We start from the raw sequence: 22,071 nt of genomic DNA, 5'->3' as shown, positions 1-22,071 counted from the left end.
AGGAGACGCGCATGGCGTTCACTAAAATCATCTTCAAAAACCCGAACACCGGAGCCATCAAGGAAGCGCCAGTTGGTTTCTCCTGGACCGTGTTCTTCTTCGGCTTCATCCCGGCGCTGTTCCGCGCCGACTGGAAATGGGCTGCCATCATGTTCCTGCTGGCCATGTTCACCTTCGGCCTGAGCAACCTGGTGTTCATGTTCATCTACAACAAGCTGTATGTACGCGACCTGATCGGCGCAGGCTTCAAGGCCCAGTCCATCGCCAGCGGCGACCTGAACTTCGCCAGCTCGCGCATCGGCATGGAAATCCCTCGGCTCGAAGCTGCCTGAGCATCACGCCAGGCTGTTTGGCTGAAACGAAAAAGGGCGCATTCATTGCTGAGTGCGCCCTTTTTTCATGCCCGGAAGAAACTCAGCCTTCGGCGCTGAACAGTGCCTGGGATGCGGCCATGTAGTCGGCCTGGAAGGCCTCGGACTCGATCCAGGCCAGGGCCGTGGCCTCGTCGGCCTCGGTGGACCAGTTACGGTATTCGATCAGCGCCGCAAGGATGAAGTCCGTGGCGCCCTGTTCGCCCTCCTGCTCATAGACCAGCTCCAGCAGCGGGTCCGAGAGGAAGACCGTGCACAGCGCCTGCTGGCTGGTTTTCTCGGCGTCGCGCATCTTCACGAACAGCTCGGTCAGGTCCACCGATTCGAAGTCGATGCGGCTGTCGTTGGGGTCCAGTTCCAGCTCCGAGGTCGGTGCAGTGCGCTTGGCGCGGTTCTGCTTGGCCTTGGCCTTTGCCCGGGCGGCACGTTTGTGTTGTTTGTCGATCGATGCCATGGGCGTCTTACCTTGTTGCGCAAAGGGGCGGCGCTCGCGAATTCGGGGCGAACGGCCGGTCAGGCGGGAAAGGATGCCAGCAAATCGCTGCGCTGGCACCCGCCAAGGCCTCAAGGCGGGTACCGACGATCCTGCATGGGCAGAGGTCCATTGCGGCGCAGCACCTGTGCCGAAGGTTTTTTGCAGCCTTTTCCCACTGCATGGGAATCTGATTTCATTTGCCGGGAAACTCCATGCACCATGGCTGCAAGAGGCCGCTATGCACTACCACACGCCCACCGACCGTCTGCTGCAAATACTCGTGGCCCTGGGGCAATCACCGGAGGCCATGTCTGCCAAGGAGCTGTCGCTGAACCTGCAGCAGCCCCTGAGCAGCACCTATCGCCACCTCAAGACCCTGCTGCGCTGGGGGCTGGCCCAGGACAATGGCCAGGGCCGTTACCTGCCCGGGCCCGCTTGCCTGCAACTGGCGAAGAAGTTCGACCGCGAAGGCCTGCTGGTGACCCTGGCCAAGCCGGAGCTCAACCGTCTGGCCGAACTCAGCCAGGAAAGCGTCGCGCTGATGGTGCCAAGCAACGGGCAGGCGATCTGCATCGAGCTGGTGGACAGCCCGCAGCCCTTGCGCTGCTGCTACCAGAAAGGCCTGGCGCAGCCGCTGCTGCTGGGCGCCTCGGCCAAGGTGTTGCTGGCCTACATGGAGCCTGAGCTGTGCTTGTCGATCCTGCGCCAGCAGGGCGTCGAGGAGGCGGATTTCGCCGCGCACCTGGACAGCTACGGGGCCATTCGCGCCGCCGGGCATGCGGTGAGCCTGAGCGAGATCGATCTGGGCATCTGGGGTGTCAGCGCGCCCTTGCTGGACAGCCGTGACCGCTTGCAAGGCGCCATCAGCCTCATGGCCCCGGCGTTCCGCGCCGAACAGCGCAGTGAGCGGCTGATCCGCTGGACCCGCGAAGCGGCCCAGCGCCTGAGCGCCCGACTGGATTGAATTGACTGGAGCAAGACCATGATCAGCACCGCCCCCATGCACCTGTGGCAGGGTCGTATCGACCTGTCCGAAGGCCTTGCCGCCCGGCGCTGGCACCAGTGGGTGCAGCCCTGGGCCGAACAGCAGCCGGCGGGTATCGCCTTGCTCGGGCTGGCCTGTGACGAAGGGGTCAAGCGCAACCAGGGGCGCACCGGTGCCAGCCAGGGCCCGGCAGCCTTGCGCGCGGCCCTGGCCAACCTGGCCTGGCACGGCACCGGCCCGCTGTATGACGCAGGGGACGTGACTTGCACCGACCACCACCTGGAAAGCGCCCAGCAGCGCTACGCCGAGCGCCTCGGCCTGTTGCTCGAACAGGGGCACCTGGCCCTGGGGCTGGGCGGTGGTCATGAAATCGCCTTTGCCAGCTTCAGTGGCCTGGCCGATCACCTGCGCCGCCAACAGCCCTGCCCGCGCATCGGCATTCTCAATTTCGATGCCCACTTCGATCTGCGCCATGCGCCGCAAAGCAGCTCCGGTACGCCGTTCCGGCAGATCGCCGAGTACTGCCGGCAGGCCGGCATGCCTTTCGAGTATTGCTGTCTGGGGGTCAGCGAGTTGAGCAACACCCAGGCGCTGTTCGAGCAAGCCCGGGAGCTCGATGTGCGCTACCTGCTGGACCGGCAGATGCAGGGCTGGAACCTGCCGGCAGTCGAGGCCTGCCTGGACGCTTTTCTCGACGGTATCGACGTGCTCTACATGACCCTGTGTCTGGATGTGCTGCCGGCCAGCCAGGCTCCCGGCGTCAGTGCGCCCTCGGCCCACGGGGTGGATATACAGGTGGTCGAGCACCTGGTACGCCGTGCTCGGGCCAGCGGCAAATTGCGCGTGGCCGACATTGCCGAACTCAATCCCGGGCTCGACCAGGACCAGCGCACCGCCCGCGTGGCCGCGCGTCTGCTGGCCAGCCTGATTCACTGAGGGGCATGCCCCTCGCCGCGCAACACCACAATGACAAGAAGAGATGTTTGCCATGCCGACTTTTGAATTGGACGCGCTGACCACCCTGGCGCTAGCCCTGATCCTGCTGGGGGTGGGAGCCCAGCTGAAGAAACGCAGCCGCTGGCTGACCCAGCTCTGTGTCCCGGCGCCGGTGATCGGCGGTTTCGGCTTTGCCCTGATCGTCTGGCTGCTGCGCGATCAGCAACTGCTGGCGATCAAGCTCGACACCGCGATCCAGACGCCCTTGATGGTGGCGTTCTTCACCACCGTGGGCCTGGGGGGCAGCCTCGGCCTGCTGCGTCGTGGCGGCAAGATCCTGTTCGTCTACCTGGGGGCCTGCTGGTCCCTGGCGCTGCTGCAGAACCTGGTAGGGGTCGGTGCCGCCAAGGCGCTGGGCATCGACCCGCTGCTGGGCATCATGGCCGGTGCGGTGTCCCTGGAGGGTGGCTTTGGCGCGGCGGCGGCCTTTGGCCCGATCGCGGAAAACCTCGGGGCGGTGGGGGCCACCACGGCGGCCCTGGCCTCGGCAACCTTCGGCATGGTTGCCGGCGGCTTGTTGGGCAGCCCGCTGGCGCGCTGGCTGATCGAGCGCAACCGCCTGCAGATCCAGGCCGATCAGGTCAGTACCCTGCAGCACCTGGAAAACGCTGCCCAGGGTTCGGTGGCGCCTTTGGATGCGCCGACCCTGCTGCGCCTGCTGACCTGCATTCTGCTGATCATGGTGCTGGGTTTCTGGATCGGTAGCGCGCTGAACGAGCACCTGGGCATCGTCCTGCCAAGCTACGTGGGGGCGATGTTCGTGGCGATCATCCTGCGCAATCTCAATGACCGGGCGCGGATCATCGACATCCCCGACAGCGCCGTGAGCACCCTGGGCGACGTATGCCTGGGGGTGTTCCTGACCATGGCCATGATGAGCCTGAAGTTCTGGGAACTGGAACAGCTCGGCCTGCCGCTGCTGGTGATCCTGGTGGTGCAGGTGCTGGTGATGGTGCTGCTGTGCGTGTTCCTGCTGTTCCGCCTGTTTGGCGGCAACTACGACGCGGCGGTGTTGTGTGCCGGCTTCATGGGCCACGGCCTGGGGGCCACGCCCAATGCGGTGGCCAACATGGGCGCGATCTGTGATCACTACAAGGTCTTTTCCTACAAGGCCTTCATCATCGTGCCGCTGTGCGGTGCGGTATTGATCGACATCGTGGCGATCCCGCTGATCACCTGGTTCATCAACGCCTTTGCCTGATCAGCGCCCCGGCGTCAGCTCTTGCCCCGGGCTGTTCGGGGCCGGGCTTGCGTGCTGCAGCCAGTGCAGCAGCAGCGGCCAGAGCCGGCTTTCGAAGCGGCTGTGGAAGAAGGCGAAGTGGCCGATCTCGACCTCACCGATGTCCTCGGGGCGAATGCGCCAATGGGTGCGCGTGCTGTTGTCGAAGTAGCCCAGTAGCCGCTCGATGGCTGCCACGGTGCCGAAGGGGTCGTCGCTGACGCTGATGGCGAGGATCGGGGCGCTGACCTGGGCGAAGGGCTGCCCACTGCGCTCTGCGGCCAGCCTGCGGCCGCTGGGGCGGCCTTCGTAGCGCGGGTGCGGGGTGGCCCAGTCGCGGACCACCCCGGCGGGGGTGTCTTCCATCCAGCCCAGGCGCTTGCCGGGGAAGTAGCCGTACAGGCGGGTCAGCAGGGGCATCAGCACATGCCACTTGCCCAGCATGCGCCAGCGCTGGGCGGGCACGTAGTCGCGCCAGTAGGCGAACTGCGCGCCCATGGTGGCCGCGCGGCGGATCACCCCGGCGGAGGCCGCCAGGCCCAGGGCGCAGCCGCCGAAGCTGTGGCCCACCACGTCGATCGGTTGCCCGGGAAACTCGCGCCGGGCGCGTTGCAGCATGGCTTCGAAATCCAGCGCGCCCCAATCCGACCAGGATGCCTTGAGCCCCTTGAGCGAGGCCGGGCGCGACTCGCCGATGCCGCGGTAGTCGTAGGTCATCACGTCGAAGCCGTTGGCGAACAGGTAGTCGGCGAAGCGGAAGTAATAGCGGCAGCGCACCGAGGTCGCGGCGTTGATGATCACCACTGCGCGCGCCGGATCGGCTTGCGCGTGGCGCCAGCTGAAGCCGCCAAGGCGGAAACCGTCCGCCGCCACTTCGCTGAAGCGTTCACTGGGGCCGGGCGCCGGCTCGGCAGTGGCGGGGCGGGCGGCAGGCAGGTCGGGCGAGGACAGCAGGGACATGGGCGGTTGTTCCTTGGCGGCTGTAACGGACCGGAGCGACCCCAGGCGTTCAGCGACGATTTTTTTGTGCGCCCATTAATACCCGGGCGATCCACAGCGCGGCAACTGCCAGGGCTCCCAGCAACAGGGTGCTGGTGCCCTGCCAGAGCAGCTCGATATAAAACTTGGTGGGCTGCAACGCCTGGCTGTAGGCGAGCTTCGGCCCGGCACGGTTGCTGGTGACGATCTGTCCGTCCAGCACCGCGCTTACCAGGGTCCAGCCCAGCAGCGCAGTCAGTGCCAGCAGCACGCTGCCGATCAGCAAAAAAAACCAGGCCCCGCTGCGGGTCTTGCCGGGCTGGGGATGGGGCAGGCGGACTCGGGTTCGTTTCTGGTTCACGAGAGCAGTTCCTTTGCGCCCGGATGGGCGGATGCCTGCAACTTTACTCCCAGGCGGGCCCATGGGAATAATCCGGGCCCGGTCGAGCCCGGGTACCCCTATACGTCGATGGAGCCTTGAGCATGGAAGTGAAGAATCAGATGAGCCCGGAACAATGCCAGGGCATGGACGATATCCGCCGGGAAATCGATGCCCTGGATCGAGCGGTCATCGCCTTGCTCGGCGCGCGCTTCCAGTACGTACTGGCAGCATCGAAATTCAAGACCTCGGCGGCCACCGTGCGCGCCGAGGAGCGTTTCAAAGCCATGCTGGCCACTCGTCGCGACTGGGCGGCGGCCGAAGGCCTGAACCCGGATGCCATCGAGAAGATGTACAGCGATCTGGTGCAGCACTTCATCGCCGAGGAGATGAAGCATTGGCAGGCGGCGCAGGCTCCGAGCCGAGGGGCTGGTCCCCTAGCCTAGGCTCCTTTGGTTAAAGGCCTCACGCCGAATCGATCTAAACCGCCCTGTGTCAGGTTTTACACTCAATAGCAGGAGCTATGGGCGAGCCTGGTTGCACAAGGCGAGCGAGGGTTTTCATTCGGCTTCTGGCCTGAGACATGGCCTGGCCATTCAAGATGAAGCAGGGGAGACCCGGGCGCTGCCGTCCCGGGGCCAGAGGCCTGACGGTGGCGTCCCATTCAGTGGTTCGAGACGAGCCCGGGAGTGGTCATCATGAAGTCCTTTTCTATGAGTGTCCTGTCAGGTGTTATCGCGGTGCTGCTATTGGCCGCACCAGTGAGCGTGCGCTCCGCCTCCACCAGCAATGAGCCGATCGACCCGGCTGGCGTGCAATTGGAGCCGCTGCAACAGAACGGTATTTCCTATGTCAGCGGCGGCATCGGCCTGGACGAGTCGCGGGCCATTCAGCAGGCCAAGGGTTACAACCTGCACATGACCTTTTCCGTCGGCTCAGGGAACGAATACACCTCGGATGTCGATGTGCTGATCCAGAACCCGCAAGGGCATCAGCTGTTGAGCCTGAGCGGAGTGGGCCCGATCGTCTTTGTGCAGTTGCCGGCCGGCAGATACCAGGTCATCACCACCCGCAAAGGGCTGGAACAGCGGAGCATGGTCGATATGAAAGTGGCGACCATGCGTGATCTCAACGTCCACTGGAATAACGGTTACTGAGAGAGGGGTGGTGGGGTGCCCGGCGTTGAGCATGGGTGATGCCCAATTCCAGGTCTGAAAACCCTGAATCGAAAGGTTCAGGGTTTTTGCTATTGGCTGGGAGAGGGCGCGCTTGTCTGGTGCGGGGCGATTCACATCATTTCCACACAGGCCAAGCCATCATGCGTCACCGCACGCAACGAGCCTGACAGGCGATCCGAATATGAATCTGAGTGTTCTCTATGCATTGGCTGCCGCCGCCTTGTTCGGCGCCAGTACGCCTCTGGCCAAGCTGTTGGGGGTGGATGTTGCGCCGATGCTCCTGGCCGGGTTGTTGTATCTGAGCAGTGGTGTCGGCCTGGCCATTGTTCGTTTCGCTCGGGATCGAGGTTGGCAACGTACGGGGCTGACGGTGCGCGAGTGGCCGTGGCTGATGGGAGCCATCCTCTTTGGCGGCGTGCTTGCCCCGGTCGCCCTGATGTTCGGCCTGACACGGACGGCGGGTGCCACCGCCTCATTGATGCTCAACCTGGAGTCGGTACTCACGGCGTTGCTGGCGTGGGTGGTGTTCAGGGAGAACGCCGATCGACGGATCGTGATCGGCATGATTGCCATCGTATTAGGCGGGATCGTTCTGTCATGGCCGCACCAGAGCGCCACTGCGCATGACTGGACGGGACCGCTGGCGGTGGCTTTCGCCTGTCTTTGCTGGGCCATTGATAACAACCTGACCCGGAAAGTCTCCGCCTCGGATGCGCTGTTCATTGCGGGCAGCAAAGGCTTGGCGGCGGGGGTGGTCAACACCAGCCTGGCGTTGGCCATCGGCGCGCAACTGCCTGCTGTGACCACGCTGAGCCCGATACTGCTGGTGGGGTTTCTGGGGTACGGCGTCAGCCTGGTGTTGTTCGTCCTGGCCCTGCGTGGGTTGGGCAGTGCGCGAACCGGGGCGTACTTCTCCACGGCGCCATTCCTGGGAGCAGTGATCTCGATTCTGATCCTGGGCGAGCCGGTTTCTCTGTGGTTCCTGGTGGCGGCGACACTGATGGCCATCGGCGTGTTGATTCACCTCATGGAGAATCATGCCCACGAGCATCAGCATGAGCCTCTCGCGCACAACCATCGCCACCGGCATGACGAGCACCACCAGCATGAACACGGCTTTGAGTGGGACGGCTCAGCGCCCCACAGTCATCCCCATGAGCACGCGCCGATCCGGCATAGCCACGCGCACTTCCCCGATATTCATCATCGGCACAAGCACTGAGCGGGCCGGTTACTTTCAGTCACCAGGTGAGGGCTTGCGCTGATCGGACCTGCTCTTTACTCTGCGCCGGTCGCTGCCAAATCAGCGGCCGGGTGTAGGAGCCCGAGAGTCGCACCGTGCACAGGCGCCCAGCTTTTCTTGGGTGCTTCTTGCTGCCCTGTGTTTTATGGCGGCTGTGCGCGGGCACGCTTCGGCGTGGCCGGGTTGTGCGACCGGTCTCCTACCCCGCGTACAGCTGCCACCCGGCTTGTAGGAGAGCTTGGGGGGAGCTTCCCTAACGCACGGAGCTACACCAATGAACGGATATATCCCTCTTCAACACACGCCAGCGGACAACCCCGTCCTGCTGATCAATCCCCATGCGCCGCTGGTCGATCTTCTGGCCTGCGCCGATCAGCGCATACGCGCCCTTCACAAACTGATGAACAGCCTGTCCTGCATGACCGCGCAAACGGCCGACGCCAGCGACCTGTTCCAGATCGCCGACATCGCCTCGCTACTGCTCGGTGATGGCGTGGCCCTGCTCGATGTGGCTCAGGGGCGGGCGATGGAGAGTGCCGACAGGGCCTCCTGATCGGCGCAGGCGGTGCGCCAGCGCGCCCAGGATCAGTTTGATTCTGGGCGCCCTTGGAGAGCCCAAGAGAGTGTCACGGCGCCTCAAGCGGTGCTGGTATGAACCCTTGCTCTCGAAGCGCCTTGATCATTCCTCTGATGAGGTAGCTGTTGGAGAAACCGATGGTGTACTGCCGGGCGTTGGTGCTGATGGGTAACAGCATGCCCTGGTCCACCAGTTTCTTTATTTGATAGGTCCTTTGCCCGGCAGTCAGCTTGGGCAGCGCCTGGGCGATATCGCTCGATTTAACAACACCTGACTTGATCGCCGTGGTCAGTACCGTTTCTTCCGCAGCAGTGATCCATTGTCGATCCCGAGCAAAGGTAATGGCGGGAGCCAGGATGTACCGGGTCAGGTAGCGATAGTCGGTGAGGCGGTTGACCTTTTCCAGATCGTCCCTAATGCCCTCTAGAGCATAGGTACACCAGGTCTCCAGCCCGGCCTTGGTTCCTTGGTCCGCGGTGGCGAGCATGGCGTAGTAGCGTTCCCGATCATTGAAGAAAACAGCGGTAGGGTTGAGTACGCGGCCACCCGTATCGACGTTGAAGCCATATTTCATCAGCTGTGCGTAAGTCAGGAGGCGCACCACGCGACCATTGCCGTTGCCAAAGGGGTGAATCCAGCCAAACCGGTGATGGGTCAAGGCCACTTTCATCAAGTCGTATTTGGGCAGGTCCTCCCGATTGACGAACTCCACCAGCTCTTGCATGTAGCTGGGCACCATCAGGGCATCTGGAGGTAGGTGGGTGGCCTGAGCGATCTGCACTGCGCCCTGGCGATAAGCTCCAGGCGTCCTATCGCCCTCTCGCTCCAGGTCCTGGACGGTCATCGCGTGCAGCTCTCTGATGGTGAGCTCGGTAATCGGTGTTCCCGGGCGAATGGTTTGCTCGATGTAGTCCAAGGCTTTTTCGATGTTCGCCACTTCGCGTAGCTGATCGGTGTCCTCGGCTGTGCCTTCAACCTTGCTCTCGATGTAGTCGGCAAGTGTTGTGTGGTTGCCTTCGATGCGCGCCGAACCCAGGCTTTCCAGGATGTGGAAGATCGTTTTCAGCTGATAGAAGACCGCAGGAGGCGTATCGCCTTCCAGTCGCAAGCGCCGAAGGTGCTCAAGCTCGCTGAGCACGTCCACCAGATGGGAGTCGAAGGACGGGTTTAGCAGCTCAAGATCGTGATGGAAGAATGCAGGCATTGTGCAAACATCTCGAAAGCCGAAAAAAACATCTATGATTTTTTTGCTGTAGGGCCTGTTCTATAGGGGTTTTGGTCGAATATCAAAAGATGATTATCTCAAGATGGTTCTTCATTTAAGTGAACGCTTGAGAAAAGCTGAGGCGAGATGCGCTGTGTTGGCGGCGTGATGGTCGTGCAGGGGGCTTGGTTGTGCAGGAAAGAAAGCGGAGGTATCGCGCAGGGGGAGGGAAGGGCCAAATCTCAGGCAACAAAAAACCCGCACTAGGCGGGTTTCTTGGTTGCTTTCACGTGATGCGTTCACCACCTGAAAGCTGAAGGTGGTGCCCAGAGACGGAATCGAACCGCCGACACGGGGATTTTCAATCCCCTGCTCTACCGACTGAGCTATCTGGGCAACGGGGCGCATTAAACGGGTTTTTCAGGGGGGCGTCAAGCAAGTTTTGAAAAAAATGTTTAATTATTACCGTCGCTTACGTTCCACCCCCGATTTTCAACAGCTTTACTCAGCCGGCGGCACGTAGCCGTCGGCCTTGGCGTATTCCTCGCCGGAGAAAAACTTGTCCATCTCGCCCTGCAGATATTTGCGATCGTCGGCATTCATCATGTTCAGGCGCTTTTCGTTGATCAGCAGGGTCTGGTGTTTCTGCCAGTCGGCCCAGGCCTTGGCCGAGACGTGATCGAAAATATCCTGGCCCTTGGCCCCCGGGTAGGGAGGGCGCTCCAGGCCCGGCAGTTCTTCCTGGTACTTGCGGCACATTACGGTGCGGGTCATGACGACTCTCCTGCATTCAAGACTTCGGCCGCGCGTTTGAGCAGTGTTTTCACCGGGGCGGCAAGGCCCAGGCGCGGCGGGGTGGCGAGGTTATACCAGAGCCAGTCGGCCTCGGCGACGTGCAGGGCCGACTCTTCGACCCGGATCAGCCAGGGTTCGATGGCCAGTTGGAAGTGGCTGAAGGTGTGCACCAGCCCGGGCATCTGCTGTTGCTGGCCCAGTTCCAGGGAGTGCTGCAGGGCCAGGTGCTGGATGTCGTCCAGGCCATCCAGCTCCGGCAGGCTCCACAACCCGCCCCAGAGGCCGCTGGAGGGCCGCCGGTAAAGCAGGATGGCGCCTTCGCGGTTGGCCAGCATCGGCATCAGGGTGCGCTTCTGAGGCACTTCCTTGCGTGGCTTGGGGATCGGGTAGCGGGTTTCCAGGCCGAGCATGTGGGCTTCGCAGCCGCGCTCCAGGGGGCACAACAGGCAGCTGGGCTTGCTCCGGGTGCAGAGGGTCGCCCCCAGGTCCATCATCGCCTGGGTGTAGTGGTTGACCCGGCTGTGGGGCGTGAAGCGCTCGGCGGCGGCCCACAGCTGCTTGGCCACCTTGGGCTCCCCGGGGTAGCCCTCCTGGGCCGTGAAGCGTGCCAGCACCCGCTTGACGTTGCCGTCGAGGATCGGCGCCCGCAGGCCCATGCTGATGCTGGCGATGGCGCCGGCGGTGGACAGGCCGATGCCCGGCAGTTCGGTGAGCTTTTCCACGTCCCGGGGGAACTCGCCGCCGTATTCGGCCATGACGATCTTCGCGGTCTTCTGCAGGTTGCGCGCCCGGGTGTAGTAGCCCAGGCCGGTCCACAGGTGCAGCACTTCGTCTTCCGGGGCTTCGGCCAGGGCCTGCACCGTGGGCAGCGAGGCCATGAAGCGGTCGAAGTAGTTGAGCACGGTGCTGACCTGGGTCTGTTGCAGCATGATCTCCGAGACCCACACCCGATACGGGTTGATGTCCTGCTGCCAGGGCAGGTCATGGCGGCCGTGGCGGTCGTACCAGTCCAGCACCGCCGTTGAAAACGCCTCGGCTCTCATCGCTTGAACAGCCCCTTGAGCGCGTTCTTCAGTTCCGGGCTGACCTTGTCCCCCAGTTTCTCGTCGATCTTTTGCTGCAGGCGGTCACCAGCCAGCTTGGCTGCTACCTGGCCCAGGCCGTCCTTGTCCAGGCGGCAGGCCTTGGCCCCCAGCTCCAGCGGGCCGCGGCAGCGCAGCGGCAGCTCGATGCCGGTAAAGCGCTCGCCCACCTGGCAGGCCGGGTCCGGGTTATCCCGCAGGTCGCCTTCGACAATGATGCCGACCCGGTAGTCCATGCCCAGCACTCGCAGGTCGATGTCGCCGTTGCCGTTCACCGTCATGCCGGGGATGCGCACTTTCAGGTCCGGGTTGCTGGCCACGCCATTGCGTAGCGTCAGGTTGCCCTTGAGTTCCTGGAAGGGCGTGTCCTTGCCCCGTGGCGTGCTGCTGAGGTTCTTGCGGTTGAGCACGGCGATGCCCTGGCACAGCTGCTGTTCGATATTGGCGTTGAGCAGCACGCCGTTGTTGATGACGAAGCTGGCGGTGCCGTTGAGGCTGTCGATCAGTGCCTTCTGGCTGTTGCCGCTGCCGCTGAGGTTGCTGTTCAGGGTCACCAGGCCCTTGACCGGAGGATTCTGGCCCTGGCTTTCGAGGATGCGTTCCACCGGCACCCGGTTGATCTTGGTCTGCAAGCTCAACTGCGGTGTGCTCTGGCGCACATCGAGGTTGCCGCTGGCATCGAAGCTGCCGTTGTACAGCTCGCCGCGCAGGCTGGAGAGCTTGAGCAGGCCACCCTGGCCGGAGGCCTTGAGTGCGGCATTCTGGATCGGCAGCTTGTCCAGGGTCAGTTGGCCGAAGTTCAGGTCGGCATCGACGTCGAGTTTGCTCAGGCGTTCCACCGGCAGCAGGCGGTCAGTGCTCCAGGCGCCCTTGGTCGGTGCGTTGGGCAGCGGGGTGCTGCCGGCTCCGGCCATGGCATCGGCTTCGCTGCTCTGCACTTCGGCCTTGCGTGCCGATGCCGCGCTGTTGGCTTCGGCGGACTTGGGCGGCAGGTAGCGGTCGACATTGAAGGTGTCGGCCTTGAGCTGGGCGCGCAGGGATTGCTTGTCGAAGTCCTCGATGGCCAGGCGGCCGCTGAAGGTGCTGTCGTCGAGCTTCAGGTTCAGGTCTTCCAGGGCCAGGCTGCTGGGCGTGCCTTGCAGGCGGCTGACCAGCTCGACCTTGCTCAGGCTGCCTTCACCCATGGTGGGCAGGGTCTGGCCGATGCTGTCGACGAATCTCGCCAGGTCGAACTGGGCAATGGAGATGCCGCCGCTGATCTGCGGAGTCTTGTCCAGGTCGTTGACCTTGAGCTCACCCAGGGCGCGCAACTGATTGAGGGAGACCTTCAGGCCGGTCCACTGGGCAACGTTGGCGGCCTGGTCCAGCAGCAGCTGGCCCTGGGCTGCGAAGGTCAGGGTCTTGCCTTGTAACGGGTCGCCGGCGGCTTCGCCGGACAGGCGCATGTCTTCAAACTGGTAGCGCTGCAGGGCGCGGTCGAAGCGCAGTTCGCCATTGAGCTCGGTGCGCACGCGCACTGCGGGTTGGCTGCTGGCGAGGAAGGCCGTGAGCTTGACCGGGGTGTTGGTGGCTTCGTGAATCGGCCCGGTACTCAGCTGGATGCTTTCGGCGGTGAACTGCTTGTCGGTCTGTTCATCGTTGTACTCAACCCGGGCGTTGTTCACGGTCAGGCTGTCGATGTCCAGGCGGATCGGCTGCGCGGGTTTGTCCGCGCCGGCTGGTGGTTGGCTGGCTTGGCCGGTGCTGGCGGCCGGAGTCTCGGCCTGCTTGTCGGTCGGTGCGGCCTTGCCAATGTCCTGCCAGTTGCCGTGGCCGTCCTTGTTGCGGGTCAGGCGCAGGTTCAGGCCTTCGACACGCACATCGCTCATCTGCACTTCGCGGCGCAGCAGCGGCAACACCCGGACCGACAGGCCGAGCATCTGCAGGTCGGCGAAAGGTTGGGTCGGGTTGGCCAGGGTGGCGACGCCGGCATCGTGCAGTTCCAGGCCCAGCCAGGGGAACAGGCTCCAGCCGATGTCGCCATTGAGCGTCAGCTCGATGTGGGCCTTGTCGCGGGCAATCTGGCGAATCTCGTCTTTGTAGTCGTTGGGATCAAACAGGTGGGTCAGGGCGAAGCCCAGAGCCACGATGATCAGCAACAGCCCGAGAATTACCAGACCCAGGATTTTGCCGAACGCTTTCATGGGCGAGTCCTTGTATGTCGAATTCAAAATTTAGCGGGGGAGTATAGCGCTCTGAACCTGACGACTGGTCACCCATTGCAGTTAGAGGTTTTTTCGTTGTAGCGGTTTTTTTTGGCCAGCGGCCTGGCCTGTGGGCAAAGCAGCGGCGGGAAAAAAGGTGATGTCAGTTTGGTTTTTTAGTTTGTCGCAAATGGTAACCTCTCGCGGTTCGTCCGCCCTTGTGCGACTTAATGTCGCGTCTGCCCAAATGGAGCTTTACTCAATAAAACGACCGCGCCGGTGTGCCAAGGTCGTCGCAGAAGAGTGGCCGATGAACAATTCTAATAATTGGGGGAAACATCCATGAGCACTAGCAATGCGGCGGCCAGTCCGTCCGCTCAGCCAGCGTTCTTGTCCAAAGAACGCATCATCGCCAAGCCCGGTTTCAACCGCTGGCTGGTTCCACCGGCCGCTCTGGCCATCCACCTGTGCATCGGCATGGCCTATGGCTTTTCGGTGTTCTGGCTGCCGTTGTCCAAGGCCCTGGGCGTCAGTGCGCCCGTGGCTTGCGAGCCCGGCATGGGCTTCATCGCGCAGATCTTTTCGTCCCAATGTGACTGGCCGATCTCCATGCTCGGCTGGATCTACACCCTGTTCTTCATCTTCCTGGGGTGCTCGGCGGCGATCTGGGGCGGCTGGCTGGAACATGCCGGCCCGCGCAAGGCCGGTGTGGTTTCGGCACTGTGCTGGTGCGGCGGCCTGCTGATCTCGGCGCTGGGGATCTACACCCACCAGATCTGGCTGATGTGGATAGGCTCAGGGGTCATCGGCGGTATCGGCCTGGGCCTGGGCTATATCTCCCCCGTGTCGACCCTGATCAAGTGGTTCCCGGACAAGCGCGGCATGGCCACCGGCATGGCGATCATGGGCTTTGGCGGCGGCGCCATGGTCGGTGCGCCCCTGGCGGCGGCCCTGATGGGCCACTTTGCAACGCCGACCAGCGTTGGCGTGTGGCAGAGCTTCCTGGTGATGGCGGCCATCTACTTCGTGTTCATGATCGGTGGCGCCCTGGCCTACCGGGTTCCGCCTACCGGCTGGAAGCCTGAGGGCTGGAACGCACCGGCGAAGAAAGCCGCCAATGCGATGATCACCCACCGCCACGTGCACGTGAACGTGGCCTGGAAGACCCCGCAGTTCCGCCTGGTGTGGCTGGTGCTGTGCCTTAACGTTTCGGCCGGTATCGGCATCCTCGGCATGGCCTCGCCCCTGCTGCAGGAAGTGTTTGCCGGCAAGCTGCTGGGCAATGGCCTGACCTTCAGCCAGCTGGACGCCGGGCAACTGGCGCAGATTGCCGCGATTGCCGCCGGCTTCACCGGTTTGCTGAGCCTGTTCAACATCGGCGGGCGGTTCTTCTGGGCGTCGTTCTCCGACTACCTGGGCCGCAAGAACACCTATTTCGTGTTCTTTGCCCTGGGCTTTGCCCTTTATGCGCTGATCCCGAACCTCGGCCACCTGGGCAATATCGCCCTGTTCGTGGCGGCGTTCTGCATCATCCTGTCGATGTACGGCGGCGGTTTCGCCACGGTGCCGGCCTACCTGGCGGACCTGTTCGGCACCCAGATGGTGGGCGCTATCCACGGCCGCCTGCTGACCGCCTGGGCCGCGGCGGGCGTGCTGGGCCCGGTGCTGGTGAACTACCTGCGCGAGTACCAGCTGAGCATCGGCGTCGAGCGCGCTGCGGCTTACGACATCACCCTGTACATCCTCGCCGGCCTGCTGGTGCTGGGCTTTTTGTGCAACCTGCTGGTGCGCCCGGTGGCCGACAAGTACTTCATGACCGACGAGCAACTGGCGGCCGAGCAGGCCCTGGGCCATGACAAGGGCGCCGACAACAGCGTCGTGCTGGAGTGGAAGGCCTCATCCGCCAGCCTGCCGCTGGTGATCGCTGCCTGGCTGGCCGTGGGCATTCCCCTGGCGTGGGGCGTGTGGGTCACCCTGCAGAAGACCGCGGTGCTGTTCCATTAAGGGCTTCGCCGGCCAGCCAGCTCCTGCGCAGGAGCCGGCTGGCCGGCGAACAAGGTGCCCGGGCCTGCCAGGCCTGGCGCCTTCACCGGCAAGCCGTTTTCTATAGTTGTCATGACAGGTACAGCCCCGCAGCCATTGGCTGGCGCCCGTCAGGATATTGTCCATCGTGTTTCTGTTTAGCCGCCGTGGGGCCTATACTATTCGCCTTTTTCGCCCAATGATTTTGCGGAGCTGGTGATGGCCGAACGTAAGGCATCTGTCGAGCGCGACACTCTGGAAACCCAGATCAAAGCCTCGATCAACCTGGATGGCACCGGAAAGGCCCGATTCGATATCGGCGTGCCCTTCCTTGAGCACATGCTGGACCAGATCGCCCGGCACGGGCTGATCGACCTGGACATCGAAAGCAAGGGCGACCTGCATATCGACGACCACCACACCGTGGAGGATGTCGGTATCACCCTCGGCCAGGCGTTCAGCAAGGCCATCGGCGACAAGAAAGGCATCCGTCGCTACGGCCATGCCTATGTGCCGCTGGATGAAGCCCTGTCCCGCGTGGTGATCGACTTCTCCGGCCGCCCCGGCCTGCAGATGCATGTGCCGTTCACCCGCGCCACCGTCGGTGGTTTCGATGTCGACCTGTTCCAGGAGTTCTTCCAGGGCTTCGTCAACCACGCCAACGTGACCCTGCACATCGACACCCTGCGCGGCACCAACACTCACCACCAGATCGAGACCGTGTTCAAGGCCTTCGGCCGTGCACTGCGCATGGCGGTGGAGCTGGACGAGCGCATGGCCGGCCAGATGCCGTCGACCAAGGGCGTGCTGTAATGCAGACCGTCGCCGTCATCGACTACGGCATGGGCAACCTGCACTCGGTGGCCAAGGCCCTGGAGCACGTGGGCGCCGGCAAGGTGCTGATCACCAGCGATGCCAGCGTGATTCGCGAAGCCGACCGGGTGGTGTTCCCCGGAGTGGGCGCGATCCGTGACTGCATGGCCGAGATCCGCCGCCTGGGCTTCGATGCCCTGGTGCGCGAGGTCAGCCAGGACCGTCCGTTCCTCGGTATCTGCGTGGGTATGCAGGCGCTGCTCGACCACAGTGAAGAGAACGAAGGCGTGGACTGCATCGGCCTGTTTCCCGGCCAGGTGAAGTTCTTCGGCAAGGGCCTGATCGAGGATGGCGAGCACCTGAAGGTGCCGCACATGGGCTGGAACGAAGTGAAGCAGGCGGTGGATCACCCGCTGTGGCACAACATTGCGGACCTGGCGCGCTTCTACTTCGTGCACAGCTACTACATCAATGCCGGTAACGCGCGGCAGGTGGTGGGCAGCGGTCACTATGGCGTGGATTTCGCCGCGGCGCTGGCCGACGGCTCGCGTTTCGCCGTGCAGTTCCACCCGGAGAAAAGCCATACCCACGGCCTGCAGCTGCTGCAGAATTTCGCCGCCTGGGACGGTCGCTGGTAAATGGCGATCAAGAAACCCAAGCCGCCGATCCTGAGCCTCACTGCCGAACAGGAGAGCGAGGCGACGCACAAGATCAAGCGTTTCCTGGAGGATCGGTTCGAGCTCGAGCTGGGCTCGTTCGAAGCGGCGGAGGTTCTTGAACTGTTTACCCGCGAAATTGCTCCGCACTATTACAACCGGGCGATTTTCGATGTGCAGGCGCACCTCAAGGAGAGGTTCGAAAGCATCGAAAGCGACCTGTGGGCGCTCGAGAAAAACTGATTTCCGAGTGAAGCTGAACAATCGAACTTGAAGGTTTGCCAGATGCTGATTATTCCCGCTATCGATCTCAAGGACGGCGCCTGTGTGCGTCTGCGCCAAGGCCGCATGGAAGACTCCACGGTGTTCTCCGATGACCCGGTGAGCATGGCCGCCAAATGGGTTGAAGGGGGTTGCCGACGCTTGCATCTGGTGGACCTGAACGGTGCCTTCGAAGGCCAGCCGGTCAACGGCGAGGTGGTCACCGCAATCGCCAAGCGCTACCCGAACCTGCCGATCCAGATCGGCGGCGGCATCCGTTCCCTGGAAACCATCGAGCACTACGTCAAGGCTGGCGTGAGCTACGTGATCATCGGCACCAAGGCGGTCAAGGAGCCGGAGTTCGTCGCCCAGGCCTGTCGCGCGTTCCCCGGCAAGGTGATTGTCGGCCTGGACGCCAAGGACGGTTTCGTCGCCACCGACGGCTGGGCTGAAGTCAGCAGCGTGCAGGTCATCGACCTGGCCAAGCGCTTCGAAGCCGACGGCGTGTCCGCCATCGTTTATACCGACATCGCCAAAGACGGCATGATGCAGGGCTGCAACGTTCCCTTCACCGCAGCCCTGGCGGCGGCCACCAAGATCCCGGTGATCGCTTCCGGCGGTATCCACAACCTGGGCGACATCAAGGCCCTGCTGGATGCCAAGGCGCCAGGAATCATCGGCGCCATTACTGGCCGCGCGATCTATGAAGGCACCCTCGATGTCGCAGAAGCCCAGGCTTTCTGCGATTCGTACCAAGGCTGAGGATTCGCCATGGCACTGGCCAAACGCATCATCCCTTGCCTGGACGTGGACAACGGCCGGGTGGTCAAGGGCGTCAAGTTCGAGAACATCCGCGACGCCGGTGACCCGGTGGAAATTGCCCGTCGCTACGACGAGCAGGGTGCCGACGAAATCACTTTCCTCGACATCACCGCCAGCGTCGATGGGCGTGATACCACCCTCCATACCGTCGAGCGCATGGCCAGCCAGGTGTTCATCCCGCTGACCGTGGGCGGTGGCGTGCGCACCGTGCAGGACATCCGCAACCTGCTCAATGCCGGCGCGGACAAGGTTTCGATCAACACCGCAGCAGTGTTCAACCCGGAGTTCGTCGGCGAAGCGGCGCAGCACTTTGGTTCTCAGTGCATCGTGGTCGCCATTGACGCGAAGAAAGTCTCCGGCCCGGGTGAAACCCCGCGCTGGGAAATCTTCACCCATGGCGGGCGCAAGCCCACCGGGCTGGACGCGGTGGAGTGGGCGAAGAAGATGGAAGGCCTGGGTGCCGGCGAGATCCTGCTCACCAGCATGGATCAGGACGGCATGAAAAACGGCTTCGACCTGGGCGTGACCCGGGCCATCAGCGATGCCCTGGGGATTCCGGTGATCGCTTCCGGCGGTGTCGGCAACCTCCAGCACCTGGCCGACGGTATCATTGAAGGCCATGCCAGCGCGGTGCTGGCGGCGAGCATTTTCCACTTCGGCGAATACACGGTTCCCGAGGCCAAGGCCTATATGGCTCAGCGCGGGATTGTTGTGCGGTAGCCACTGGACAGCATGGCGGGCTCACGGCACTCTTGAGCACGCCATGGATTCCGGTAGCCCGTCATGTTCAAACGTCTTCTAGTGGTTGTCGCCAGCGCTTCGCTTGTTCTTTGCGGCCTCGCCCGCGCTGATGAACCCGCCGACACCTCCCTGGTGTTGCTGACGGAAAACTTCCCCCCCTACAACATGGCCAAGAACGGCAAGAACTTCGCCCAGGGCGAGAATATCGACGGCATCGCCGTGGATATCGTCCGTGAAATGTTCAAACGCGCCGGAATCAACTACAGCCTGACCCTGCGTTTTCCATGGGAGCGTATCTACAAGATGGCGCTGGAGCAGCCGGGCTATGGTGTGTTCGTCATGGCGCGCCTGCCGGACCGCGAGCCGCTCTTCAAGTGGGTCGGCCCCATCGGCCCGGATGACTGGATCATGCTGGCCAAGGCCGGCAGCAAGATCACCCTAGAATCCCTGGAACAGGCGCGCAAATACAAGATCGGCGCCTACAAGGGCGATGCCATTGCCGAGACCCTGACCAAGCAGGGCCTGGCGCCCCAAGTGGTACTGCGTGACCAGGACAATGCCAGGAAGCTGGTGGCGGGGCAGATCGACCTCTGGGCCACCGGCGACCCGGCCGGGCGCTACCTGGCCAAGCAGGAGGGCATCAGCGGCCTCAAGACGGTGCTGCGCTTCAACAGCGCCGAGCTGTACCTGGCCCTGAACAAGGATGTCTCCGATGAGGTGGTGGCCAAGCTCCAGGCGGCCCTGGACCAGATGCGCCAAGAGGGGCTGGTGGAAGAGATCATGGGGCGTTACCTGTAGGCGCTTCGCTGGCAAGCCAGTTCCTGTGGCGAAGGCCTCTAGCGATAAACCCCGTTCTTGCCATGCCCGGCCATGGCCTTGTTGCTGCGCAGGCTGATCATCGACTTGATATCGATCCACTCGATGCCCTGGGCCTTGAGCCTGGGCAGCTCACGTTCGAGCACTGCCAGGGTCTGTGGATAAGGGTGGCCGATCATCACCGCCGAACCCTGTTTGCGCGCCAGTTTGATCGCGGTCTGCAACTGTTGGCTGATCGCCGCTTCGGTACGTTCGTCATCCAGGAACACATCCCGGGAAACACTGGCCAGGCCGATCTTCTGCGCTTCGGCGGCGGCCACCGTCTGGGCGCTGGTGCGGCTGTCGACGAAGAATTTGTGCCGCCGTTGCAACTCGCCCATCAGCCAGGCCATGGCCTGGGGTTGGGCGGTCATGCGGCTGCCCATGTGGTTGTTGATGCCGCTGGTGTAGGGCACGGCCTGGAAGGCGGCGTCCAGGCGTTTTTGCAGCTCTTCGATGGGCAACTCGGGGTGCCAGGCAAACGGCCCGGTGGCCGGGTCCATGGGCATGTGCAGGATGACGATCTTGCCGGCGCGATGGGCCTCGCGGGCGAATTCGGCAGCGTGGGGCGTGTCCGGCATGATCGCCGTGGTGACCGGGCCGGGCAGGGCCAGTACCCGGCGGTCACGGGGCAGGTTCTGGCCCAGGTCGTCGATGATCAGGCTCAGGTAGGCCTTGGGCGCGACGGCTGTGGGTTCGGCGGCTTGGGTCGCGAGGGGCAAGAGGCACAGCAGGGTGAGCAGCGGGGCCTGGAGCGAGCGCAACAGCAGTGAGCAGCGGGAAATCATGGGGATCGGGATCAGGCCTTTAGGGGAATGGGCACCCTGGCGGGCGCTTGGCTGGCGAGCCAGCTCCTACGCAAGCCGGCTCCTGTAGGAGCCGGCTTGCCGGCGAAGGGTTCAATCATTTGCCGCGGGTGATGCTCAGCCCTTTGAGCAGGCTCAGGGCCTGGGCCAACTGGTAGTCGTCGTCCTGCGGCATCGGCTTGGCCTTGCTCGCTGCACCACTGGGCTTGTCGGCGCCGCCGTTGCCATTGCCCAGGTGACCCTGCAGGTCGGCTTCCTTGAAGTACTCGCCGTCCTGGGACTCGCTGGTGATCTTGGCGCGGCGCACTTCGATGTCCGGAACGATGCCCTGGGCCTGGATCGAACGCCCGTTGGGGGTGAAGTACAGCGCGGTGGTGATCTTCAGCGCCCGGTCGTTGTTCAGCGGCAGCACGGTCTGCACCGAGCCCTTGCCGAAGCTGGTGGTGCCCATCAGTACTGCGCGCTTCTGATCCTGCAGGGCACCGGCGACGATCTCCGAAGCCGAGGCGCTGCCACCGTTGATCAGTACCACCATCGGCACGGCTTCGCTTTCGTCCTTGCCGGTGGCGGAGAAGCGCAGCTCGGAGTTGGCGATGCGGCCCTTGGTGTAGACGATCAGGCCCTTGGTGATGAAGTGGTCGACCACCTCCACCGCGGCTTGCAGCACGCCGCCCGGGTTGTTGCGCAGGTCGAGGATGATGCCGTTGAGCTTCTTGCCGTTGTCCTTGCGCAGCTTGGCCAGGGCCTTGGAGACTTCCTCGCCGGTCTTGACCTGGAACTGGGTGATGCGGATGTAGCCGTAGCCCGACTCCAGCAGCTGACTCTTCACGCTCTTCACCTGGATGGTGGCGCGGGCCAGGGTCACGTCGAACGGCGTGCCGCCGTCGCGCACCAGGGTCAGGGTGATCTTCTGGCCGATCTTGCCGCGCATCTTGTCCACGGCTTCGGTCATGGTCTGGCCACGGGTCGGCTGGCCGTTGATCTTGACGATCAGGTCGCCGGCCTGGATCCCGGCCTTGGATGCCGGGGTGTCGTCGATGGGCGAGACCACCTTGATGAAGCCATCCTCGGCGCCGACTTCGATGCCCAGGCCGCCGAATTCGCCGCTGGTGCTTTCCTGCAGTTCGGCGAAGTCTTCCGGGCCCAGATAGGCAGAGTGCGGGTCGAGGTTGCTGAGCATGCCCTTGATGGCATTCTCCAGCAGGGTCTTGTCGTCTACGGGTTCGACATACGCGGCCTTGATGCGGTCCATGACCTCGGCGAAGGTGCGCAGCTCTTCCAGCGGCAAGGGCGCCTTGGTGGTCGCGGCGGTTGCTGCTTGAGCGGTTTCGGCGGCAAACGCCTGAGGCGCTCCGATCACCAGGGCGATCGTCAGGGCCAGCGAGGTAAGGCGGGACAAATGCAGCATGTCGAACGAACTCCTAGTTTAG

General features: G+C 63.3%; 24 protein-coding genes and 1 tRNA gene. 15 read left to right on the top strand and 10 right to left on the bottom strand.

The window, feature by feature from the left end:
* The first annotated feature begins 11 nt into the window (after window positions 1-11).
* Entirely contained in the window at window positions 12-332 is a 321-nt protein-coding gene (locus tag BLS75_RS26870; protein ID WP_011058722.1) for a hypothetical protein, read from the top strand.
* An 82-nt stretch (window positions 333-414) separates the two neighbouring features.
* Here the strand turns inward: BLS75_RS26870 and BLS75_RS26865 are convergent, their stop codons facing one another.
* A complete protein-coding gene (locus BLS75_RS26865; RefSeq protein WP_011058723.1) occupies window positions 415-825 on the bottom strand; it encodes a hypothetical protein in 411 nt (136 codons plus the stop codon).
* 259 nt (window positions 826-1,084) lie between these two features.
* Between BLS75_RS26865 and BLS75_RS26860 the strand changes: the two genes are divergently transcribed.
* From BLS75_RS26860 to gltS, 3 genes are read left to right on the top strand one after another with little or no spacing between them, the layout of a single operon-like run.
* A complete protein-coding gene (locus tag BLS75_RS26860) occupies window positions 1,085-1,810 on the top strand; it encodes an IclR family transcriptional regulator (RefSeq protein ID WP_019093890.1) in 726 nt (241 codons plus the stop codon).
* 18 nt (window positions 1,811-1,828) lie between these two features.
* Window positions 1,829-2,767 carry a formimidoylglutamase gene (hutG, locus tag BLS75_RS26855; protein WP_072452114.1) on the top strand — a complete coding sequence of 313 codons (939 nt, stop codon included), beginning with the start codon at window positions 1,829-1,831 and terminating at the stop codon, window positions 2,765-2,767.
* A gap of 52 nt (window positions 2,768-2,819) precedes the next feature.
* A complete protein-coding gene (gene gltS, locus BLS75_RS26850) occupies window positions 2,820-4,028 on the top strand; it encodes a sodium/glutamate symporter (RefSeq protein WP_065364941.1) in 1,209 nt (402 codons plus the stop codon).
* Here gltS and BLS75_RS26845 read toward each other — a convergent pair whose 3' ends face one another.
* Window positions 4,029-5,006 (bottom strand): alpha/beta hydrolase family protein, encoded by a 978-nt coding sequence (locus BLS75_RS26845; RefSeq protein WP_041115266.1) that lies wholly within the window; start codon window positions 5,004-5,006, stop codon window positions 4,029-4,031.
* 49 nt (window positions 5,007-5,055) lie between these two features.
* Complete coding sequence (locus BLS75_RS26840; RefSeq protein ID WP_072452113.1) at window positions 5,056-5,385, bottom strand: hypothetical protein; 330 nt, start codon at window positions 5,383-5,385, stop codon at window positions 5,056-5,058.
* 122 nt (window positions 5,386-5,507) lie between these two features.
* On the opposite strand from BLS75_RS26840, the gene BLS75_RS26835 reads away from it, so the two are divergent.
* The 4 genes from BLS75_RS26835 to BLS75_RS26820 all read left to right on the top strand — a co-directional run bounded on the left by BLS75_RS26835 (window position 5,508) and on the right by BLS75_RS26820 (window position 8,377).
* Window positions 5,508-5,849, top strand: coding sequence for an isochorismate lyase (locus BLS75_RS26835; protein WP_011058729.1), 342 nt, complete (start codon window positions 5,508-5,510; stop codon window positions 5,847-5,849).
* Window positions 5,850-6,101: 252 nt separating this feature from the next.
* Window positions 6,102-6,560: a hypothetical protein gene (locus BLS75_RS26830; protein ID WP_072452112.1), complete on the top strand. Its 459-nt coding sequence runs from the start codon at window positions 6,102-6,104 to the stop codon at window positions 6,558-6,560.
* 202 nt (window positions 6,561-6,762) lie between these two features.
* Entirely contained in the window at window positions 6,763-7,803 is a 1,041-nt protein-coding gene (locus BLS75_RS26825) for a DMT family transporter (protein ID WP_072452111.1), read from the top strand.
* A gap of 295 nt (window positions 7,804-8,098) precedes the next feature.
* Entirely contained in the window at window positions 8,099-8,377 is a 279-nt protein-coding gene (locus BLS75_RS26820; protein WP_072452110.1) for a hypothetical protein, read from the top strand.
* 73 nt (window positions 8,378-8,450) lie between these two features.
* Here BLS75_RS26820 and BLS75_RS26815 read toward each other — a convergent pair whose 3' ends face one another.
* The 5 genes from BLS75_RS26815 to BLS75_RS26795 form a co-directional block, all read right to left on the bottom strand.
* A complete protein-coding gene (locus BLS75_RS26815) occupies window positions 8,451-9,605 on the bottom strand; it encodes a Fic family protein (protein WP_072452109.1) in 1,155 nt (384 codons plus the stop codon).
* 320 nt (window positions 9,606-9,925) lie between these two features.
* Window positions 9,926-10,001 (bottom strand) — tRNA-Phe (locus tag BLS75_RS26810).
* Between the two features lie 105 nt (window positions 10,002-10,106).
* Window positions 10,107-10,379 (bottom strand): oxidative damage protection protein, encoded by a 273-nt coding sequence (locus tag BLS75_RS26805; protein WP_011058732.1) that lies wholly within the window; start codon window positions 10,377-10,379, stop codon window positions 10,107-10,109.
* A complete protein-coding gene (gene mutY / locus BLS75_RS26800; protein WP_011058733.1) occupies window positions 10,376-11,443 on the bottom strand; it encodes an A/G-specific adenine glycosylase in 1,068 nt (355 codons plus the stop codon). The genes BLS75_RS26805 and mutY overlap by 4 nt, the downstream gene beginning before the upstream one ends.
* A complete protein-coding gene (locus BLS75_RS26795) occupies window positions 11,440-13,665 on the bottom strand; it encodes an AsmA family protein (RefSeq protein ID WP_072452108.1) in 2,226 nt (741 codons plus the stop codon). Before BLS75_RS26795 ends, mutY begins: the two co-directional genes overlap by 4 nt.
* A 342-nt stretch (window positions 13,666-14,007) precedes the next feature.
* On the opposite strand from BLS75_RS26795, the gene BLS75_RS26790 reads away from it, so the two are divergent.
* The 7 genes from BLS75_RS26790 (at window position 14,008) to BLS75_RS26760 (ending at window position 19,778) form a co-directional block, all read left to right on the top strand.
* The gene (locus BLS75_RS26790) at window positions 14,008-15,669 is read left to right on the top strand and encodes an OFA family MFS transporter (protein WP_072452107.1); all 1,662 of its coding nucleotides are present in this window, start codon (window positions 14,008-14,010) and stop codon (window positions 15,667-15,669) included.
* A gap of 237 nt (window positions 15,670-15,906) precedes the next feature.
* Window positions 15,907-16,500: an imidazoleglycerol-phosphate dehydratase HisB gene (hisB, locus tag BLS75_RS26785; RefSeq protein ID WP_011058736.1), complete on the top strand. Its 594-nt coding sequence runs from the start codon at window positions 15,907-15,909 to the stop codon at window positions 16,498-16,500.
* Window positions 16,500-17,138 (top strand): imidazole glycerol phosphate synthase subunit HisH, encoded by a 639-nt coding sequence (gene hisH / locus BLS75_RS26780; RefSeq protein ID WP_019093880.1) that lies wholly within the window; start codon window positions 16,500-16,502, stop codon window positions 17,136-17,138. Before hisB ends, hisH begins: the two co-directional genes overlap by 1 nt.
* Window positions 17,139-17,399 carry a DUF2164 domain-containing protein gene (locus BLS75_RS26775; protein ID WP_011058738.1) on the top strand — a complete coding sequence of 87 codons (261 nt, stop codon included), beginning with the start codon at window positions 17,139-17,141 and terminating at the stop codon, window positions 17,397-17,399.
* Window positions 17,400-17,441: 42 nt separating this feature from the next.
* The gene (hisA, locus tag BLS75_RS26770) at window positions 17,442-18,179 is read left to right on the top strand and encodes a 1-(5-phosphoribosyl)-5-[(5-phosphoribosylamino)methylideneamino]imidazole-4-carboxamide isomerase (RefSeq protein WP_019093879.1); all 738 of its coding nucleotides are present in this window, start codon (window positions 17,442-17,444) and stop codon (window positions 18,177-18,179) included.
* Window positions 18,180-18,188: 9 nt separating this feature from the next.
* Window positions 18,189-18,959 carry an imidazole glycerol phosphate synthase subunit HisF gene (hisF, locus tag BLS75_RS26765; protein ID WP_015633827.1) on the top strand — a complete coding sequence of 257 codons (771 nt, stop codon included), beginning with the start codon at window positions 18,189-18,191 and terminating at the stop codon, window positions 18,957-18,959.
* Window positions 18,960-19,022: 63 nt separating this feature from the next.
* Complete coding sequence (locus tag BLS75_RS26760) at window positions 19,023-19,778, top strand: substrate-binding periplasmic protein (protein ID WP_011058741.1); 756 nt, start codon at window positions 19,023-19,025, stop codon at window positions 19,776-19,778.
* 38 nt (window positions 19,779-19,816) lie between these two features.
* Here the strand turns inward: BLS75_RS26760 and BLS75_RS26755 are convergent, their stop codons facing one another.
* A complete protein-coding gene (locus tag BLS75_RS26755) occupies window positions 19,817-20,623 on the bottom strand; it encodes a divergent polysaccharide deacetylase family protein (RefSeq protein ID WP_072452106.1) in 807 nt (268 codons plus the stop codon).
* Window positions 20,624-20,738: 115 nt separating this feature from the next.
* Window positions 20,739-22,049, bottom strand: a complete 1,311-nt coding sequence (locus tag BLS75_RS26750; protein WP_011058743.1) for a S41 family peptidase — start codon at window positions 22,047-22,049, stop codon at window positions 20,739-20,741.
* Window positions 22,050-22,071 lie beyond the last annotated feature (22 nt).

Origin of the sequence: Pseudomonas sp. NFPP12 (genome assembly GCF_900103205.1) — a bacterium.
GTDB classification, from domain to species: Bacteria; Pseudomonadota; Gammaproteobacteria; order Pseudomonadales; family Pseudomonadaceae; genus Aquipseudomonas; species Aquipseudomonas protegens.
This window is presented reverse-complemented; position numbering and strand designations above follow the sequence as displayed.

What these genes read in the sequence shown, in the direction of transcription:
- BLS75_RS26870 (WP_011058722.1), top strand. Translation starts at nt 12, where the DNA reads ATGGCGTTCACTAAAATCATCTTCAAAAACCCGAACACCGGAGCCATC.
- BLS75_RS26865 (WP_011058723.1), bottom strand. Translation starts at nt 825, where the DNA reads ATGGCATCGATCGACAAACAACACAAACGTGCCGCCCGGGCAAAGGCC.
- BLS75_RS26860 (WP_019093890.1), top strand. Translation starts at nt 1,085, where the DNA reads ATGCACTACCACACGCCCACCGACCGTCTGCTGCAAATACTCGTGGCC.
- hutG (WP_072452114.1), top strand. Translation starts at nt 1,829, where the DNA reads ATGATCAGCACCGCCCCCATGCACCTGTGGCAGGGTCGTATCGACCTG.
- gltS (WP_065364941.1), top strand. Translation starts at nt 2,820, where the DNA reads ATGCCGACTTTTGAATTGGACGCGCTGACCACCCTGGCGCTAGCCCTG.
- BLS75_RS26845 (WP_041115266.1), bottom strand. Translation starts at nt 5,006, where the DNA reads ATGTCCCTGCTGTCCTCGCCCGACCTGCCTGCCGCCCGCCCCGCCACT.
- BLS75_RS26835 (WP_011058729.1), top strand. Translation starts at nt 5,508, where the DNA reads ATGGAAGTGAAGAATCAGATGAGCCCGGAACAATGCCAGGGCATGGAC.
- BLS75_RS26830 (WP_072452112.1), top strand. Translation starts at nt 6,102, where the DNA reads ATGAAGTCCTTTTCTATGAGTGTCCTGTCAGGTGTTATCGCGGTGCTG.
- BLS75_RS26825 (WP_072452111.1), top strand. Translation starts at nt 6,763, where the DNA reads ATGAATCTGAGTGTTCTCTATGCATTGGCTGCCGCCGCCTTGTTCGGC.
- BLS75_RS26820 (WP_072452110.1), top strand. Translation starts at nt 8,099, where the DNA reads ATGAACGGATATATCCCTCTTCAACACACGCCAGCGGACAACCCCGTC.
- BLS75_RS26815 (WP_072452109.1), bottom strand. Translation starts at nt 9,605, where the DNA reads ATGCCTGCATTCTTCCATCACGATCTTGAGCTGCTAAACCCGTCCTTC.
- BLS75_RS26805 (WP_011058732.1), bottom strand. Translation starts at nt 10,379, where the DNA reads ATGACCCGCACCGTAATGTGCCGCAAGTACCAGGAAGAACTGCCGGGC.
- mutY (WP_011058733.1), bottom strand. Translation starts at nt 11,443, where the DNA reads ATGAGAGCCGAGGCGTTTTCAACGGCGGTGCTGGACTGGTACGACCGC.
- BLS75_RS26795 (WP_072452108.1), bottom strand. Translation starts at nt 13,665, where the DNA reads ATGAAAGCGTTCGGCAAAATCCTGGGTCTGGTAATTCTCGGGCTGTTG.
- BLS75_RS26790 (WP_072452107.1), top strand. Translation starts at nt 14,008, where the DNA reads ATGAGCACTAGCAATGCGGCGGCCAGTCCGTCCGCTCAGCCAGCGTTC.
- hisB (WP_011058736.1), top strand. Translation starts at nt 15,907, where the DNA reads ATGGCCGAACGTAAGGCATCTGTCGAGCGCGACACTCTGGAAACCCAG.
- hisH (WP_019093880.1), top strand. Translation starts at nt 16,500, where the DNA reads ATGCAGACCGTCGCCGTCATCGACTACGGCATGGGCAACCTGCACTCG.
- BLS75_RS26775 (WP_011058738.1), top strand. Translation starts at nt 17,139, where the DNA reads ATGGCGATCAAGAAACCCAAGCCGCCGATCCTGAGCCTCACTGCCGAA.
- hisA (WP_019093879.1), top strand. Translation starts at nt 17,442, where the DNA reads ATGCTGATTATTCCCGCTATCGATCTCAAGGACGGCGCCTGTGTGCGT.
- hisF (WP_015633827.1), top strand. Translation starts at nt 18,189, where the DNA reads ATGGCACTGGCCAAACGCATCATCCCTTGCCTGGACGTGGACAACGGC.
- BLS75_RS26760 (WP_011058741.1), top strand. Translation starts at nt 19,023, where the DNA reads ATGTTCAAACGTCTTCTAGTGGTTGTCGCCAGCGCTTCGCTTGTTCTT.
- BLS75_RS26755 (WP_072452106.1), bottom strand. Translation starts at nt 20,623, where the DNA reads ATGATTTCCCGCTGCTCACTGCTGTTGCGCTCGCTCCAGGCCCCGCTG.
- BLS75_RS26750 (WP_011058743.1), bottom strand. Translation starts at nt 22,049, where the DNA reads ATGCTGCATTTGTCCCGCCTTACCTCGCTGGCCCTGACGATCGCCCTG.